General features: G+C 72.1%; 14 protein-coding genes. 5 read left to right on the plus strand and 9 right to left on the minus strand.

The window, feature by feature from the left end; translation table 11 throughout:
* Positions 1-53: 53 nt before the first annotated feature.
* The 5 genes from AC1DDU_RS03615 to AC1DDU_RS03635 all read right to left on the minus strand — a co-directional run bounded on the left by AC1DDU_RS03615 (position 54) and on the right by AC1DDU_RS03635 (position 5097).
* On the minus strand, positions 54-1427 hold the full coding sequence (locus AC1DDU_RS03615; RefSeq protein ID WP_477431255.1) for an FAD-dependent oxidoreductase: 1374 nt from the start codon (positions 1425-1427) through the stop codon (positions 54-56).
* 74 nt (positions 1428-1501) lie between these two features.
* Positions 1502-2557 (minus strand): polyprenyl synthetase family protein, encoded by a 1056-nt coding sequence (locus tag AC1DDU_RS03620; protein ID WP_477431256.1) that lies wholly within the window; start codon positions 2555-2557, stop codon positions 1502-1504.
* 61 nt (positions 2558-2618) lie between these two features.
* On the minus strand, positions 2619-3602 hold the full coding sequence (locus tag AC1DDU_RS03625; protein ID WP_477431257.1) for a magnesium transporter CorA family protein: 984 nt from the start codon (positions 3600-3602) through the stop codon (positions 2619-2621).
* A gap of 108 nt (positions 3603-3710) precedes the next feature.
* Positions 3711-4457 (minus strand): demethylmenaquinone methyltransferase, encoded by a 747-nt coding sequence (locus tag AC1DDU_RS03630; protein ID WP_477431258.1) that lies wholly within the window; start codon positions 4455-4457, stop codon positions 3711-3713.
* A 10-nt stretch (positions 4458-4467) separates the two neighbouring features.
* Positions 4468-5097 carry a DUF402 domain-containing protein gene (locus tag AC1DDU_RS03635; protein WP_477431259.1) on the minus strand — a complete coding sequence of 210 codons (630 nt, stop codon included), beginning with the start codon at positions 5095-5097 and terminating at the stop codon, positions 4468-4470.
* A 92-nt stretch (positions 5098-5189) separates the two neighbouring features.
* Here AC1DDU_RS03635 and AC1DDU_RS03640 point away from each other — a divergent pair, with 92 nt between their 5' ends.
* Genes AC1DDU_RS03640 through AC1DDU_RS03655 form a run of 4 tightly spaced genes read left to right on the plus strand, consistent with a single transcriptional unit; the run spans position 5190 to position 10289 of the window.
* Positions 5190-6953: a S8 family serine peptidase gene (locus tag AC1DDU_RS03640; RefSeq protein WP_477431260.1), complete on the plus strand. Its 1764-nt coding sequence runs from the start codon at positions 5190-5192 to the stop codon at positions 6951-6953.
* Positions 6950-8014, plus strand: coding sequence for a phosphotransferase (locus AC1DDU_RS03645; protein WP_477431261.1), 1065 nt, complete (start codon positions 6950-6952; stop codon positions 8012-8014). Before AC1DDU_RS03640 ends, AC1DDU_RS03645 begins: the two co-directional genes overlap by 4 nt.
* Positions 7999-9000: a T3SS effector HopA1 family protein gene (locus AC1DDU_RS03650; protein ID WP_477431262.1), complete on the plus strand. Its 1002-nt coding sequence runs from the start codon at positions 7999-8001 to the stop codon at positions 8998-9000. The genes AC1DDU_RS03645 and AC1DDU_RS03650 overlap by 16 nt, the downstream gene beginning before the upstream one ends.
* Positions 8997-10289, plus strand: coding sequence for a lanthionine synthetase LanC family protein (locus tag AC1DDU_RS03655; RefSeq protein ID WP_477431263.1), 1293 nt, complete (start codon positions 8997-8999; stop codon positions 10287-10289). The genes AC1DDU_RS03650 and AC1DDU_RS03655 overlap by 4 nt, the downstream gene beginning before the upstream one ends.
* Position 10290: 1 nt before the next feature.
* On the opposite strand, the gene AC1DDU_RS03660 is transcribed toward AC1DDU_RS03655, so the two are convergent.
* A complete protein-coding gene (locus AC1DDU_RS03660; protein ID WP_477431264.1) occupies positions 10291-10560 on the minus strand; it encodes a hypothetical protein in 270 nt (89 codons plus the stop codon).
* A gap of 80 nt (positions 10561-10640) precedes the next feature.
* Here AC1DDU_RS03660 and AC1DDU_RS03665 point away from each other — a divergent pair, with 80 nt between their 5' ends.
* Complete coding sequence (locus tag AC1DDU_RS03665; protein ID WP_477431265.1) at positions 10641-11939, plus strand: isochorismate synthase; 1299 nt, start codon at positions 10641-10643, stop codon at positions 11937-11939.
* Between the two features lie 24 nt (positions 11940-11963).
* Here the strand turns inward: AC1DDU_RS03665 and yicI are convergent, their stop codons facing one another.
* From yicI to AC1DDU_RS03680, 3 genes are read right to left on the minus strand one after another with little or no spacing between them, the layout of a single operon-like run.
* The gene (gene yicI / locus AC1DDU_RS03670; RefSeq protein ID WP_477431266.1) at positions 11964-14198 is read right to left on the minus strand and encodes an alpha-xylosidase; all 2235 of its coding nucleotides are present in this window, start codon (positions 14196-14198) and stop codon (positions 11964-11966) included.
* Positions 14198-15082 (minus strand): carbohydrate ABC transporter permease, encoded by an 885-nt coding sequence (locus tag AC1DDU_RS03675; protein ID WP_477431267.1) that lies wholly within the window; start codon positions 15080-15082, stop codon positions 14198-14200. The genes yicI and AC1DDU_RS03675 overlap by 1 nt, the downstream gene beginning before the upstream one ends.
* Positions 15082-16053, minus strand: a complete 972-nt coding sequence (locus AC1DDU_RS03680) for a carbohydrate ABC transporter permease (RefSeq protein WP_477431268.1) — start codon at positions 16051-16053, stop codon at positions 15082-15084. Before AC1DDU_RS03680 ends, AC1DDU_RS03675 begins: the two co-directional genes overlap by 1 nt.
* Positions 16054-16095 lie beyond the last annotated feature (42 nt).

Consider the following 16095-nt stretch of genomic DNA (forward strand, 5'->3'; position numbering starts at 1 on the left):
CTAGGGCTGGGGGCGCGCGGACGCGCTCACCGCGCGGGTCGGCGCGTGGCGGCTCACTCGCCGCGCGAGATCGTCACCATCTCGTCGCGGGGCACGACCTTGATGCGCGCACGCTCGTGCGGCGCGCCGAGCGCGATCTCGTGCTCGTCCAGGCGGTGCCAGCCGTCCAGGTCGGTCCAGGCGACGCCGCGGGAGGCGAGCAGCTCGGGGATGGCCGCCTCCGACGGGTCGGCCGGCTGCCACCAGGTGCCCTGGTCGTTGATGAGGTGGCGGATGGTCTCCATCGCATCGGACTTGGTGTGGCCGATGAGACCCACCGGTCCCCGCTTGATCCAGCCGGTGGCGTAGACGCCGTTCACGCGCTGGTTCGAGTCCTTGCTCAGCACCTGACCCTCGCGGTTGGGGATCACGCCGTGCTTCTTGTCGAACGGCACGCCCGGCAGGGGCGACCCGAAGTAGCCGACGGCGCGGTACAACGCCTGGATCGGCACCTCGCGCAGCTCGCCGGTGCCGACGACCCCGCCCTCGCCGTCGGGGCGCGTGCGCTCGTAGACGAGCGCCGACACGCGGCCCTCGGCATCCGTCTTCACCTCGACGGGCTTGGCGTAGAAGTGCAGGTGGAGGCGGCGCGATGCCGTGCCGCCGGCGTTGTTGACCGAGTCCCGCTTCCGCCACGACTGCAGCACGCGGTCGATCACCATGACCTGCTTGTTGCTCGCGATCGCGGCGCGGGCCGCGTCGTCGTAGTCGAAGTCCTCGTCGTAGACGACCATGTCGACGTCGCGCAGCTCGCCGAGCTCGCGCAGCTCCAGCGGGGTGAACTTGACGTTGGCAGGACCGCGGCGGCCGAACACGTGCACGTCGGTCACCTTCGAGGCGGCGAGTCCCTCGTGGACGTTGTCGGGGATCTCGGTCGGCAGCAGGTCCTCGGCGTGCTTAGCGAGCATGCGAGACACGTCCAGTGCCACGTTGCCGTTGCCGACGACCGCGACGGATGCCGCATCCAGCGGCCACTCACGCGGCACGTCGGGGTGCCCGTCGAACCAGCTGACGAAGTCGGCCGCGCCGTAGGAACCGGCCGCGTCGATCCCCGGGATGTCGAGGTCGGTGTCGCGGATCGCGCCGGTGGCGAAGATGACCGCGTGGTAGTGGTGCTTGAGGTCGTCCAGCGTGATGTCCTCGCCGAACCGGACATTGCCGAAGATGCGGATGTCGCCGCGGTCGAGCACCTCGCGCAGGGCCGTGATGATGCCCTTGATGCGCGGGTGATCGGGGGCGACGCCGTAGCGGACAAGCCCATAGGGCGCCGGCAGCTGTTCGAACAGGTCGATCGACACGTCGAACTTGCGCTCTGCCTTCAGCAGGATGTCGGCGGCGTAGATGCCCGCCGGTCCTGCACCGACGATCGCCAGCCGGAGCTTGGTCATGGGTGGTCCTTTCGGATTCCGCACTCGCCTCGGCCCCGTCGTCGAGCGGGCGAAGCGGACGAGACGGGTGCGGGCTAACTGGAGCGGTCTGCGACGGCCTGCGCGAAGCGGGTGAGCGCCTCGCGCACGGCACCGTCGGGAAGAGGCGCGAGCGCGTCGATCGCCTCGGTCGACCACGCGTTGGCGAGGTCGAGGGTGGCCTGGGTCGCGTCGTGCTCGCGCAGCTGCGCGAGCGGCTCGTCGAGGATGGCCGGGTCTGCGCCGTCGGCGATGAGGGCGACGCCCTCGTCGATGCGTTCGCGCAGCTCGACGGCCGCGGCATCCGTCCGCTGTCCGAGCACGAGGTAGGGCATCGTAGGCACGCCCGCACGCAGGTCGGTGCCGGGCACCTTGCCGGTCTCGTCGGGGTCGGCCGAGAGGTCGATGACGTCGTCGAGCAGCTGGAACGCGACGCCCGCCTTCTCGCCGAACGTCACCATCGCCTGCTCGAACTCCGCCGGGCCGTTCGAGAAGATGATGCCCGACTGCGCCGCGGCGGCGATGAGCGAGCCGGTCTTGTCGGAGAGCACCTGGAGGTAGAACGCGACGCGGTCGTCGCTCTCGGACGGGCCGACCGTCTCGTGCATCTGGCCGAGCACCAGCCGCTCGAACGTGTCGGCCTGCAGGCGGATCGCGCGGTCGCCGTGGCGGGCCATGATCTGGCTGGCGCGGGAGAACAGGAGGTCGCCGGTGAGGATCGCGACGTTGTTGCCCCACACCGCGTGGGCGCTGGGAACACCACGGCGCTTGTCGGCGGCATCCATCACGTCGTCGTGGTACAGCGAGCCCAGGTGGGTCATCTCGAGCGCCGTGGCCGCCTCGATGACCTCCTCGGTCGCGCCGTCGCCGAGCTGGGCGGTCAGCAGCGCCAGCATGGGGCGCACGCGCTTGCCGCCGGCGTCGTACAGGTAGCGGCTGGTCGCATCGGCGAGCGCGTCGGCGACGCGCAGCTCCCGCTCGAGGGCGCGGTCGACGCGCTTCAGGCCCGCCTCGACGGTCTTGAGCAGGGTGCGCGAGCGCGTCCCCGCGAAGATGCGGTCGGTCAGGCCCAGCTTGCCCGCGATGTGCGAGCCCGGCGCTGTCGGTGTCACCCCTCCAGCCTACCGGGGCCTTTCCTGACACGACGGCCGGAGGCATCCCGGCCGCCGCCGATCACCACCAGCCCTTGCGCTTGGTCCACACCAGCAGCGCCGACGACATGACCGCCATGATTCCCAGCAGCAGAAGGAGCCAGTCCCAGTGCGTCTGGGCGTTCACGATGACGTTCATGCCGAAGACGGACGACAGCGCGGTGACCGGCAGCGTCACCGCGGCGATGACGGCCAGCCTCTCGGCGGCGATCGTCATCTTCGTGTTCGTCCGCGCCTGGTAGAACTCGATCGTGCCCTGGAGGTACTCTTTCTGCCCCTCGGCCATCACGCCCAGCCGGTGGAACTGGTCCACCAGGTCCTCGAGGAGGGGCTCCGCGGCATCGCCGAAGACCCGCACCTGCGCCATCCGCCCGTACACCTCGCCCGACAGCGTGCACATCGTCTTGACAGTGAGCAGTCCGTGCCGCGCGCGGAACATCTCGTCGAGGAACTTCTCGGGGTCGCTGTATCGGTTGCTCGTCACGGCCTGCTCGAGGCGCCACACGTCGCGCGTCAGCTCGGCGGTGTGCTCCTTCAGCCGGGCGGTGAGCGCCGAGACCACCGCGTGCGAGAGCTGGTGGGCGCTGGAGGGCCGGAACCTCCCCGAGGCGATCCGCTTGCGAACCAGTTCGACCTCGACCAGGGCGTCGGCGGGCGGCACGGCCTCGTTCAGCGGCCCGTGGACGGTGATGAGGTAGTCGGCCCCGACGAACTGGTCGAGCTCGATGTAGTGCACGTGGCCGCCGGTGCCCGATCGCGGCGCGTGCAGCACGATGAAGACGTTGTCGTCGTAGACGTGCACCTTGGGCACCTGGTTGCGCCGCGCGCAGTCCTGCAGTGCCAGCGGATGCAGCGGGAACGCGTCCGCCAGCAGCGCCTCGACCTCGGCGCTCCACTCCGGGACGTCGACCCACACCACGCCACCCGTGTGCAGCACGGACGGCAGCTCGTCCGGCGTGTGCTCGACCAGGCCCGCCTCCGTCACGAGTGCGATCGACATGCCCATGGCGAGGCCTCCTGACGAACGGCGCCCGCGCCCGGCCGTCGCCTGCGGCGACCCGACGCCCTGCCCCTGGCTTAGACGCCGGCGGGGCGCCGTGTCAACAGGGCGGGGTCAGCGCGCGTCGCGGGCGTCGGGCTTGGTGGCCCGATGCAGCGCGACGATGCCCATCGACAGGTCGCGGTGGGCGACGTCGGTCCAGCCCGCCTCACGGATCCACGCCGCGAGGGCCCGCTGGTCGGGCCAGTCGCGGATCGACTCGTTGAGGTAGTCGTACGCCTCCGCGTTGGAGCTCACGGTCTTTGCGACGACCGGCAGCACCCGGTTGTTGTAGAAGCGGTACAGCCCGTTGAACGCCTTCGACGGTGGGTGCGAGAACTCGCAGATGACCAGCCGGCCGCCGGGCTTGGTGACCCGCAGGAGCTCCCGCAGGGCCTTCTTCGGGTCGTTGACGTTTCGCAGTCCGAACGAGATCGTGACCGTGTCGAACTCGTCGTCGCCGAAGGGCAGGTCGGTGGCATCGGCCTGCACGAACGACAGGTTCGGGATGCCGCCGTGCCGGCGACGCCCCTCGGCGATCATGCCGGGAGAGAAGTCGGCGGCCACGACCCGCGCGCCGCGCGCGGTGAGGGCGACGCTGGACGCCCCGGTGCCGGCGGCCAGATCGAGGATGCGCTGGCCGGCCCGCGGATCGATCGCGCGCGTGGCCGCCGCCCGCCAGAACCGGTCGTTGCCCATGCTCAGCACCGTGTTCGTGCGGTCGTACCCGGCCGCGACCTGGTCGAACATGCCGCTCACACGCGACGGGTCCTTGTGCAGGTCGGCGCGGTTGGGCTCGTGATCGGAGGGGTGGGATGCCACGGCTTCGAGTCTAGGCGGCGCTTCCCGATCCGCCCGAGCGCGCGATGCCGGAGAAGTCGACGGGCGGCGGCGGGGCGACGGCATCCCACTCGGCCAGACGCGCAAGCCAGGCGTCCGGCGTCGCGTCGTCGAACGGCGCCTCGGCGGCGGCCACGCGCCGCTCGAGGTCGACGGCGAGGGCATCGAGCCGGTCGACCAGCTCGAGAGGGTACCCGTAGGCGACACGATGCTCGTCCCACTCGTCGCGGTCGTCGATGAACAGGCCGCGGCCGTCGATGGCCTTGACGACGTCGAGGTCCATGTCGATGCCGGTGGGCTGCCTCTGTTCCCAGCGGATGTCCCATGCGATGTCGATGTAGATGCGCACGCGGCGCGGCGAGCCGTGCACGGTCATCGCGTAGTCACCGGTGGGCGGGATCAGCGTGACGTTCGGGCCGTCCGCGAGGAACTCCAGCCCCGGACGCACGTTGCGCCAGCCGTCGGGCTGCCCGACCCAGTCGCCCCAGCGATCGCTGCCGAGATACACCCCGTCGTTCACCCAGTGCGCCGAGCCGTCCCACTTGCGCCACCGGAACTGCAGCGGCGCGCCGGGCTCAGGGCGGTCGGAACGGGGGCCCGGCGGGGGTGGAGCGGTCGGCACGGGCCCAGTGTAGGCGGTGTATCACTCCCTTTCCGGACCCCCTCCTGAAGGGTGGCCGCAACCACGCGACCCTGGAGGAGAGAAGTTCGAACATGGCTGCAACATCCGGCGGCTCGTCGCGAAAGCGCAAGGCCGCTCCTCGGGCGGAACTGGGGGCGTCCGCTCCGCTCTACATCGACGGCGACGACGCCATTCCCGGCGAAGTCCTCGTCACACTGAAACCGGAGTCCGCCGACGCCATGACCGCCTCGGTGCCCGTGCACCCCGGCGCGCGCGGCGTGTCCATGGCGGACACGCTGGGCGTCTCGCCCGTCGATGCGGTGCTGGCGCGCCTCGGCGCCCACGACATCACCCGGCTCGCGCCGCCCTCGACCGGCATGGCCCGGTCGGTGACGGCGCTGGACGGCGTCCCGCAGCCGGAGGAGTCGACCCTCGGCCGCTCGTTCCGCATCCGCATCGATCCCGGCATCGCACCCGATGCCGCCGCGGCCCAGCTCGACGCACTCGCCGAAGTCGAGGTCGCCGAGCCCAACCGGTGGCGCGAGGCGAGCGTCATCCCCAACGACCCGCAGTTCGGGGCGCAGTGGGGACTGACGAAGATCAACGCGCCGGCCGCGTGGGACGTCACCAAGGGATCGGCCGGCGTCATCGTCGCGGTGATCGACTCCGGCGTCGACCTCGACCACCCGGAGCTCGCGCCGCTGCTGGTGCCCGGCTACGACATGGTCGATCTCGGCCCGAACCCGACGCCGAACCCCGGCTGGCGGTTCGAGGGCGACTTCGCCGGACGCGACAACGTCCCGGAGGACGAGGTGGGGCACGGCACGCACGTCGCCGGCACCATCGCCGCCGTGTCGAACAACGCCGTCGGCGTCGCCGGCGTCGGCTGGCAGACGCGGATCATGCCCGTCAAGGCCCTCACCAGGGTCGTGCGGATCAGTGACGGCCGCGTCAGCGGCACCGGCTCCTCGGCCGATGTCGCCGCCGCGATCCGGTACGCCGCCGACAACGGCGCCCACGTCATCAACATGAGTCTCGGAAGCTCGTCGCCCACGGCGGTGGAGGCCAGCGCGGTGGCGTACGCGGTGAGCAAGGGGGTCGTCGTGGTCGCGGCGATGGGCAACGACGGATCGTCGTCGCCCAGCTACCCGGCCGCCTACCCGGGCGTGATCGCCGTCGCCGCCGTCCAGTCGAACGAGGCGCGCGCCGCGTTCTCGCAGACCGGACCGCACATCGACATCTCGGCGCCGGGCGTCGGCATCCTGTCGACCTATCTCGCGGGAGGACTCGCGACGATGGACGGCACATCGATGGCGACCCCGCACGTCGCGGGTGTCGCGGCGCTGGTGAAGGCGGTCAAACCGAGCCTCACGGCGGCCGAGATCGGGGACATCCTCCGCTCCACGGCCAAGCCGCTGAAGGACTCGGCCGCAGATCCCGTGCCCAACGACAAGTACGGCTGGGGTCTGGTCGACGCGAGCGCCGCGGTGCTCAAGGCGCGCGGGCCGATCGTGATCACACCCACGCTCACCGTGCGGCTGAAGACGCCGGTCATCGCGTGCCCGCCCAAGACGATCAACCTCGTCGAGTGCGGGATCGTGAAGACGACCATCCAGCCGCAGTGCCTCAACGTGCGCACCCCCGTCGTCGCCTGCCCGGTGACGCCGACGCTCACCACGAGGACGCCGACGACGACGCCGATCCAGACGACCATCGTCCGCCCCGGTGGCGCCGATCCGTTCGGGGTCGAGCAGGGCGACTACGAGTCCGGCTTCGCGGCCGGGTACGCCGCCGCGATCGAGGAGCTCCAGTCCGGGGGCGGCGACGCCTACGGCGGGGAGCTGTTCGACGAGTGATCGCCAATCCGGCATCGGCACGGACGGATGCGGTAAGCCTCCCGCATCCGTCCGTCGCCGCGCTGCGCACCGTCGGCCTGCTCGGACGCTCCGAGCTCCCGGCGGGCGACCCGCAGGACCTCTCGCGTGCCCACGGCGTCTGGGCGGTGCACCTGCCCGACGGGCGTCAGGTGGTCGTGAAGTCCGGTGCGTTCGCGGGCGACGCGGATGACCGCGAGGTGCGCGCGTCGCTCGGCGCCGAGCTGTTCGTGCACCGCATGGCGCACTGGGTGCCGGCGCTGCGCGAGGCCCTCCCGGCCCCTGCGGTCGTCGACGAGGAGCACGGCATCCTCGTCGTCGAGGACATCGGCGAGGGCCGGCCCGCCTCGCTGGCCCTCGTCGCCGATGCCGTCGGCGACGTGCCCGCCTTCTTCCGGCTGCTCGGCGCGCGGGTCGGCGCCGTCCACCGTGCGACCGCGGGGCTCCCGCTCCCCGATGCGTCGCCACCGCTCGTGCTCCAGGTGCTGTGCGCCCGCGCCCCGCGCGACGGGGCGGAGCCCGACGTGTCCGGCCTCGCCGAGGCCACGCGCGGCATCGTCGCGGGACTCCGCGCCCGCCCCGGCCTCGTGGCGGCGGCCCGACGGCTGCGCGCGCCCGCCGGCCGCTCGCTCGTGCACCACGACCTCAAATGGGACAACATCGCGGTCGCCCCCGGCCCCGCCCCGGTCATCGTCGACTGGGAGCTCGCGGGCGCCGGCGACCCGGCATGGGACCTCGGATGCCTCGTCGCCGAGCATCTGCTGCGTGAGGAGTCCGTCCACGCCGACCTGCCGTCGCCGTGCCGGGCGCTCGTGCGCGGGTACGGCGCCGCCGCGCGGATCTCCCCGCGGGCCGCCGACCTGTTCGCCGAGCGCGCGGCCCTCGCCGCGATTCTGCGGCTGGCCCAGTTCGCCCTCGAGGTCGCCGAACGCGGCACGGACGGCGATGCCGACCGTGCCGCAGCCCTCGCCGCACTCGCCGCCGCACGGTGGGAGCGCGCATCCGAGCTCACGGGAGGACTGCGCTCATGCCTCGCACGATGAGGACGGCAGGTGCCGCCGCGGCCTCGACGGCCCGCGGCGAGCGCACCGCGCAGGGAACGCTGCGCGAGCTCGGCGGCGCGCTGGCCGCGATCGAGTCGAGCGCCGAAGCCCGGGGACTCCGCGCCGCCGCGGCGGCCGCGGTCGAGATCGAGAGCCCCCTGGCCGAGTGGCTCTACGCGAACTGGTGGGTCGTCGACACCGCCGCCTCCTCCGCCCGCACACCCGAGCGCGCCCTCCCTGCGCCGGGCGCGTTCCCGCGCGTCGGGCTGTTCGAGGCCGCACGCCGACGGGCCGCCGGAACCTCGCCGGGCTGGATCGTGCTCGCCGTGAGCGAGGCGCTGATCACGGTCGTGGCGACCCGCCATCCGGTGCCCGCGCCGCAGGGTCGCGTGCGGATCGACGCGGACCGCGTCGTCGCCTCGTCGCGTCCGGGGACGGCGCCCGCTCCCGGCGACCTCGTGACGATCGCCCACGGCTCGTCGGGCTGGGACCGCGAGTCGGGATGGTGGTGGGCGCATTCGGCCGACGGCGTCCCCGACGGCGTCCTCGACCGCTGGTACGTCCATGCCCGCACGCCCGAGGACGCGGCAGCGCTCCTGGGACCTCTGCTGTCGGCGTTCGCCGAGGCGGGCAGCGCGTTCTCGTTGAAGTGCCTGCCCGCCGATGCCGGCTACGGCCGCCCCGACGCTCTCGTCGCCTACACGCCGCGTCCGCTGCGGGCGCGCATCGGGGCCGCGCTGCGCTGCCGCGGGTCCGAGATCGCGCCGCATGTGACGGCATCCGCTCCTCCGACGACCCGCCGCATCATGCCGGGCATCGGCATGTCGGAGGATCCCGACGACGGCACCAGCTTCGGTCAGCGGCGGACGGCGCAGGTCGCCGCGCTGGCGGCGATCGTGGGACCGGATGCCGCGCCCGACGCGATGCGCGAAGCCGCGGCTGCCGTGGGGATCGATGTGACCCGTCCCTGGGAGGTGCGCGCATGACCGACACGACGGCCTCGCCCGCGATGACCGAACGGCGGTCCTCGTCGGAGCTCGCCCGGGCCGCCGTCGCCCTGGCGCGCCGGCTCGCGGCCGAGGCGGTCGTCGACGACCGCGGGGCACCGCAGTGGATCGGGGACGAGGTCGACGTCGTCGCGAGCCCGGACGGCTCGGTGCTGCGCACCGGCCGGGTCGACGACGGCCTGCTCACCGGGCGGGCGGGCATCGCGCTCGCGCTGGCCGCCGCCGCACGCCACGCCGGCGACGACTCGCTCGCGCGCCTCGCCGCCGTCACGATCGCCGATGCGCTCGATGCGCGCCGCGAGCCCCGACGGCACGGCCTCGGATGGCAGAGCGGCGATCTCGGCATCGCGGAGGCGGCCGAACGCGTGGCCGGACTGCTCGGCCGTCCCGATCTGGCGGCGCGCGGGCGCCGGCTCGCCCACCGCGTGGTGACGCTCCTCGCGGGCGCGGATGACGTGTGGCTTCCCGGATACCCGGATCTGCTCGACGGCTCCGCCGGGCACCTGCTCGCTGTGCTCGGGGCGGCACTCCCGGCGTCGGCGGAACCGGTGCGCACCGCCGCCGCCGCGCGGCTCGTGGCGGACCTGCACGCGCGGGCCGTGCGCGACGACCTCGGTGCACGGTGGCCGATGGCCGGCACCGACCGCGCCGTGACCGGCTTCGCGCACGGCTCGTCAGGCGTGGCACTGGCGTTGCTCGCCGCGGATGCGGCCGGCGTCCGCGGTGTCGACGAAGAGCTCGTCGCGGCCGCCTGGGCGTGGGAGGACGCCTGGTACGGCGCCGACGACGGCGGCTGGTACGACCTCCGCCTGGAGGAACCGGTCATCGGCCTGGCGTGGTGCCACGGCGCCCCGGGGATCGGGATCGCCGCCGCGCTGCGCTCGCGGCTGGGCGACGACGACGGCCAGGCGACCTACCTGCGCGCGACCCGATCGGTCGCGCGGGCGCAGCGCAGGCTTCCCGACGACCCGGCGGACGACGCCACGATGTGCCACGGCCGCGCGGGGATCGTCGAGCTGCATCTCGCCGGCGCCGACGCGCGCTGGGACAGTGCCGGGGCATCGGCCGGCGAGCACCTCCGCGCGGCGCAGGCCGCGGCATCCTGGATCGCCGGCGGCATCGGCGACGACGGCACGACCACCTGGACGCACGGCGTCCGGGGCGGCCTCTCGCCCGCCGTCCTCGACGGCACCGCGGGGGTCGTGCTCACGCTGCTGCGCTGCGTCGAACCGCTCGCGAGCGCCGCGCACCCACCGCTGCGGGACTGACTCAGCCCTCGACGAATCCGACCCCGGGGCCTGGTCCGGGGTCCTCGTCGCCGAACCCGACCCACACGTCGCGCTCGGCGACCGTCACGCCCGCGACACCGCGGGCTCGTTCGGCGAAGGCGTCGTCGGTCTCGTCGACGTCCGCGATGAACACGTCGGGCAGCTCGCGGGCGGGCGGGGACACGGACCGGGCGCCGGCATCCTTCAATCCCGCCTCGACGGCGGCGGTGTCGGCATCCGGATCGACGGTGATGAGGTAGCGCACGCTCACGCGGCCATCCTCACCCCGCCGTGCCCTGTGCGCAAGGGCGCCGGATCCGGCGTCCGGCGGCGCGAGTCTAGGCTGGAGGGGTGACATCTTCGCACCGCCCGCCTCAGCTGGTGGTCGAGACCCGCGAGATCGAGCACGTCGACGACCTGCTGGCCTACGCCTCGCCCCGCGAGCCGCTGGCATGGCTGCGTCGCGGCGACGGCATCGTCGGCATCGGATCGCTCGGCGGGTACGAACGGGGTCCGCAGAGCGCAGCGTCGCACGACCCGGCCGGCACACCCACGCCTGCCGACGCGTGGCGGCGGATCGCCGAGACCGCCGAGGTGGACGACCCGGTGGGCCTTCCCGGCACGGGCCTGGTCGCGTTCGGCACGCTGGTCTTCGACGAGCGCTCGTCCGGCACGAGCCGCCTCATCATTCCGCAGGCCGTGGTCGGCCGGCATCGCGGACGATCGTGGGTGACGCGCATCCGCTCCGGGTCCGACCTGGAGGATCCCGCCGTCGAGCCGACGCCGTACGGTCCGCACTGGTCGGGCACGCTGGGCCCGGGATCGCTCGACCCCGCCGGCTACCAGGCCGCCGTGCGGCAGGCCGTCGACGCGATCCGCGGCGGCGTGCTCGAGAAGGTCGTGCTCGCGCGAGACCTCGTCGGCACGATCCCCGCCGGCGCCGATGTGCGCCGACTCGTGCGGGCGCTGTCCGGCGACTACCCCGACACCTGGACGTTCGCCGTCGACGGCCTCATCGGCGCGAGCCCCGAGACCCTCGTCACCGCGTCCCGGGGCGTCGTGACCGCCCGCGTGCTCGCCGGGACGATCCCCCGCGGCACCGACGCCCACGACGATGCCGAGGCCTCCGCCTCCCTCTCGCACAGCACGAAGGACCTCGACGAGCACCGCTACGCCGTGCAGAGCGTGCTGGCGACGCTCGGCCCCCACGTCAGCCACCTGCGCGCCGACCCCGAGCCCTTCACGCTCAAGCTCCCGAACCTGTGGCACCTCGCGACCGACGTCGCGGGCGACCTCGCCGACCACGCGTCGGCGCTCGACCTGGTCGCCGCACTGCACCCCACCGCCGCCGTGGCGGGGACCCCGACGGATGCCGCGCTCGACGTGATCCGCCGGCTCGAGCCGTTCGACCGCGGTCGGTACGCGGGCCCCGTCGGCTGGGTCGACGGCGAGGGCAACGGCGAATGGGCCATCGCGCTGCGGTGCGCGCAGATCGGCGAGGGCCGGGTGCTCCGCCGGCACGCGACGGACAGCGCGACGATCCCGGTCGTCGCGCACGCCGGCGCGGGGATCGTGGCGCAGAGCAACCCCGAGTCGGAGCTGCTCGAGACGCGTGTGAAGTTCCGGCCGATCGTCGACGCCCTCGCCTGAGCGGGACGCCGACGACCGCACCGGTCATTTCGTGACGCGGGACAGGTCGACCGTGAAGGTCCGGCTCCGTCCTTCCGGCGTCGTGACGGTGACGGATGCCTCGCCCTCGCCACCTGGGAACACCCGCAGCGCGACCCCGTCGAGGTAGTCGTAGTCGGGCCGGTCGGAGCGCGCACCCCACGGGATGACGGCGCCGGGCCGTACGTACAGCGGCAGCGACGTGAACCCGTGCCGCTCGCGCCGCCAGCACCCGCCGGCGACCTCCTCTCCGGTCAGCAGATTCGTCCACGTGCCCGCGGGGAGGTAGAACTCCACCTCGCCGGTCGCGGAGAAGACCGGGGCGACGAGGATGTCCGTGCCCAGCATGTACTGCCGGTCGAGGTACGCGACCGCGGGATCGCCCGGGAACTCGAGCTGCATCGGGCGCAGCACGGGCAGGCCGGTGGCGGCGGCATCCACTCCCACCTGGAACAGATACGGCATGAGCCGCATCTTCAGGTGTGTGAAGACGCGCGTCACCTCCACCGCCTCCTCGTCGAACGCCCACGGCACGCGGTACGAACCCGAGCCGTGGAAGCGCGAGTGCGAGCCGAGCAGACCGAAGGCCGTCCACCGCTTGAAGACGGCGGCATCCGGCGTCCCCTCGAAGCCGCCGATGTCGTGACTCCAGTGGGCGAAGCCGCTGAGCGCGAGCGACAGCCCGCCGCGGAGCGTCTCGGCCATCGACTCGAACGTCGAGGTGGAGTCGCCGCCCCAGTGCACCGGCATCGACTGTCCGCCGGCCGTCGCCGACCGGGCGAACAGCACGGCGTCGCCCTCGCCGCGGGCCTGCACCAGCACGTCGTGCACGGCGCGGTTGTACAGCTGCGTGTACAGGTTGTGCATGCGCGACGGGTCGGATCCGTCGAAGTAGTCGACCTCCAGCGGGATCCGCTCCCCGAAGTCGGTCTTGAAGCAGTCGACGCCCTGATCGACGAGCGCGCGCAGCTTCGCCTGGTACCACGCGGTCGCGTCCGGGTTCGTGAAGTCGACGAGGCCCATGCCCGCCTGCCATAGGTCCCACTGCCACACCGAGCCGTCGGCGCGGGTGACCAGGAATCCGGATGCCGCGGCCTCGGCGAACAGCGGCGAGCGCTGTCCGATATAGGGGTTGATCCACACGCAGACGCGGAGGTCCTTCTCGTGCAGCCGGGCGAGCATCCCCTCGGGGTCGGGGAACGTCCTCGGGTCCCACTCGAAGTCGCACCAGTTGAACTCGCGCATCCAGAAGCAGTCGAAGTGGAAGACCGAGACGGGAAGCTCCCGGGCGGCCATCTCGTCGATGAACGACGTCACCGTCGCCTCGTCGTAGTCGGTCGTGAACGACGTCGACAGCCACAGTCCGTACGACCACGCCGGCACGACGGGCGGGCGTCCGGTGAGCGCGGTGTACCGGGTGAGCACGTCCTTGGGCGTCGGCCCGGCGATGACGAAGTACTCCAGCTCCTCCCCCGCGACCGAGAACTGCACGCGCTCCACCGCCTCCGACCCCACCTCGAACGAGACGTGGCCGGGGTCGTTGACGAGCACGCCGTAGCCCCGGTTCGAGAGGTAGAACGGCACGTTCTTGTACGCCTGCTCGCTCGAGGTGCCGCCGTCGGCGTTCCAGATGTCGATCGTCTGGCCGTTCTTCACAAGCGGGCCGAAGCGCTCGCCGAGCCCGTAGATCAGCTCGCCGACGCCGAGGTCGAGCTGCTCGTGCACGTGGGTCCGCGCTGACGGAGCGCCCAGGCCCGTCCGCGCGTTCCCTGCCACGCCGTGGGACACGTCGGCCCCGTCGGCCAGCTGGACGTAGCCCTGCGCCTTGTGGCCCGACCCGGTCACCCGCGTGCCGTCGAGCTCGAACGACAGCGCCCACGGCGCGCCGGCGCCGATCCGCGCCGTCAGCGCACCCGTCGTGAGCGTCCCGCCGTCGGCCGAGACCGCAGCCGCGCCGGCCCCCGCGACCGCTCCCGGAAGCTCGAACCCGCCGTGCCAGGCGCGACCGACATGGTGGGAGACACGCACGCGCACCACGCCCTCCAGCGGAGACGACAGCGTCACGGTGAGCACCGGGCGGTTGAGGGTGTCGCCACGCCGGGCGATCACCGCGGTCGGAGCGGTGATCACCAGGCCCGCGCCGTCGGGGGCGGCATCCGTCTCCTGGATGTCATAGGCCTCCTGCGCGTACAGCGCCGTGACGCCGGGGCGCAGCTGCCAGAACCCGTCGGTGAACTTCATTACTTGACCGCTCCTGCCGTGATGCCGCGAGTGAGAGTGCGCTGGAAGATGAGGAAGAAGATGACCGTCGGGATGATGCCGAGCAGCGCCGACCCCGCGGTCGTGGTGACGTCCATGAGCCGGTCGCCCTGCAGGACGCTGATCGCCACGGGAACGGTCTGGTTCGCGTTGGACGCGAGGAACGTCAGCGGGATGAGGAACTCGTTCCACGTCCAGATGAAGAAGAAGATGAGCAGCACCGACAGCGTCGGGCGGCTGATCGGGAAGACGACCCGCCAGAGGATCTGCCAGCGGCTGGCTCCGTCGAGGGATGCCGCTTCGAGCACCTCCTTCGGGAACGTGCCGTAGACCGACGAGAGCAGGTAGGTGCCGAAGGCTGCCTGCACGACGGTGAAGACGATGATGACCGACCACACGTTGTCGTAGAGGTGCACGGACTTGAACATGTAGTACAGCGGGTACAGCAGCGCCTCCTGCGGCAGCAGGTTCGCCAGGAGGAACAGCAGCACGATCCACGTGCGTCCGCGCACCCGCCCGATGCCGATGGCGAAGGCGTTGAGCACCGAGATGAGCACGGCGAGCACCGCGACGACACCCGAGATGAAGATCGAGTTCCAGACCTTCTCGGGGAAGTTGACGCGCACCCAGAACTTCTCGAGGCCGCTGAGGTCGATCGCCTGCGGAAGGGCGAACGGGCCCGACGTCGCGTAGTCGATCGGCGACTTGAACGCGTTGACGACGATCAAGTAGAACGGCACGAGCACGACGATCGCGCCGACGACGATCAGCGCGAGCAGCAGCCAGTCCCGCGGTCGCTTCTTGGTCATGCCGCCGCGCGCGCGGCGGGGCGTGCGCGGGGTGACGATTGCGGTGGTCGCGGCCATCACAGACCCGCCCTTTCCTTGCGCTCCAGCGAGCTCTGCACGCGGATGAAGATGATGGACACGATGACGACGAGGATCGTGAGGACCGTCGCGATCGTCGCCCCGTAGCCGATGTTCCGCTTCGTGAAGAACTCGGTGTAGGCGTAGTACGCCGGCACGAGGGTCGCGCCGGCGGGACCGCCCTGCGTGATGACGTACACGGGACCGAAGACCTTGAGCGCCGCGATCGTGCAGGTGAGCGTCACGACGAAGACCTCGGGGCGGATGATGTGGAGCGTGATCGCCGAGAAGCGCTGGAACCAGTTCGCGCCGTCGAGCTCGGCGGCTTCGTAGAGCTCGGGGTCGACGCGCTGCAGCGCGGCCATGAAGACCACGACCGGGTAGCCGAGCTGCACCCAGACGAGCACGGCCATGAGGACCAGCAGCGCCGAGGGCATCTGGCCCAGCCAGTCGACCGGCGGGATGCCGAAGACGCCGAGCAGCTGGTTCATCGCACCGCCGGCGCCGGGGCGGAAGAGCCACCCGATGACGATGCCGGCGACCGCGATCGGAAGGATCTGCGGCAGGTAGTAGGTGGCACGCAGGAAGCTGCCGACCTTGCCGCCGAACTTGCGTCCGACGACGTCGAAGAGGAGCGCCGCGACGATCAGGCCGACGGTGGTCGGGATGACGACCATCGCGATGACCATCCACACCGAGTTCGCGAACGACGTCCAGAAGTCGGCATCCGTGAAGATCTCGACCCAGTTGTCGAGCCCGATGAATTCGGGCGTGTGCACACCGCGCCACTTCGTGAACGTGAGGTACACGTTGAAGACGAGCGGGACGACGATGATGACGAGCAGCAGGACGAAGCCGGGCAGCAGGTACAGCCAGTACCCGGCGGTCCCGCCCTTGCGCTGCGGGATCCCCGGCTCCTCGGGGGGAAGCTTCGTGGGCGCGCCGCGCTCGGCGCGAGTGAGGACAGACATGGTTTCGACTCCCGTGGTGCGGGGGCGACGGCATCCCGTCGC

This window comes from Microbacterium sp. 05T445, from assembly GCF_056395865.1.

Excerpts from the sequence above, each read along its gene's own strand:
- AC1DDU_RS03615 (WP_477431255.1), bottom strand. The coding sequence starts at position 1,427 with ATGACCAAGCTCCGGCTGGCGATCGTCGGTGCAGGACCGGCGGGCATC.
- AC1DDU_RS03625 (WP_477431257.1), bottom strand. The coding sequence starts at position 3,602 with ATGGGCATGTCGATCGCACTCGTGACGGAGGCGGGCCTGGTCGAGCAC.
- AC1DDU_RS03640 (WP_477431260.1), top strand. The coding sequence starts at position 5,190 with ATGGCTGCAACATCCGGCGGCTCGTCGCGAAAGCGCAAGGCCGCTCCT.
- AC1DDU_RS03650 (WP_477431262.1), top strand. The coding sequence starts at position 7,999 with ATGCCTCGCACGATGAGGACGGCAGGTGCCGCCGCGGCCTCGACGGCC.
- AC1DDU_RS03655 (WP_477431263.1), top strand. The coding sequence starts at position 8,997 with ATGACCGACACGACGGCCTCGCCCGCGATGACCGAACGGCGGTCCTCG.
- yicI (WP_477431266.1), bottom strand. The coding sequence starts at position 14,198 with ATGAAGTTCACCGACGGGTTCTGGCAGCTGCGCCCCGGCGTCACGGCG.
- AC1DDU_RS03675 (WP_477431267.1), bottom strand. The coding sequence starts at position 15,082 with ATGGCCGCGACCACCGCAATCGTCACCCCGCGCACGCCCCGCCGCGCG.
- AC1DDU_RS03680 (WP_477431268.1), bottom strand. The coding sequence starts at position 16,053 with ATGTCTGTCCTCACTCGCGCCGAGCGCGGCGCGCCCACGAAGCTTCCC.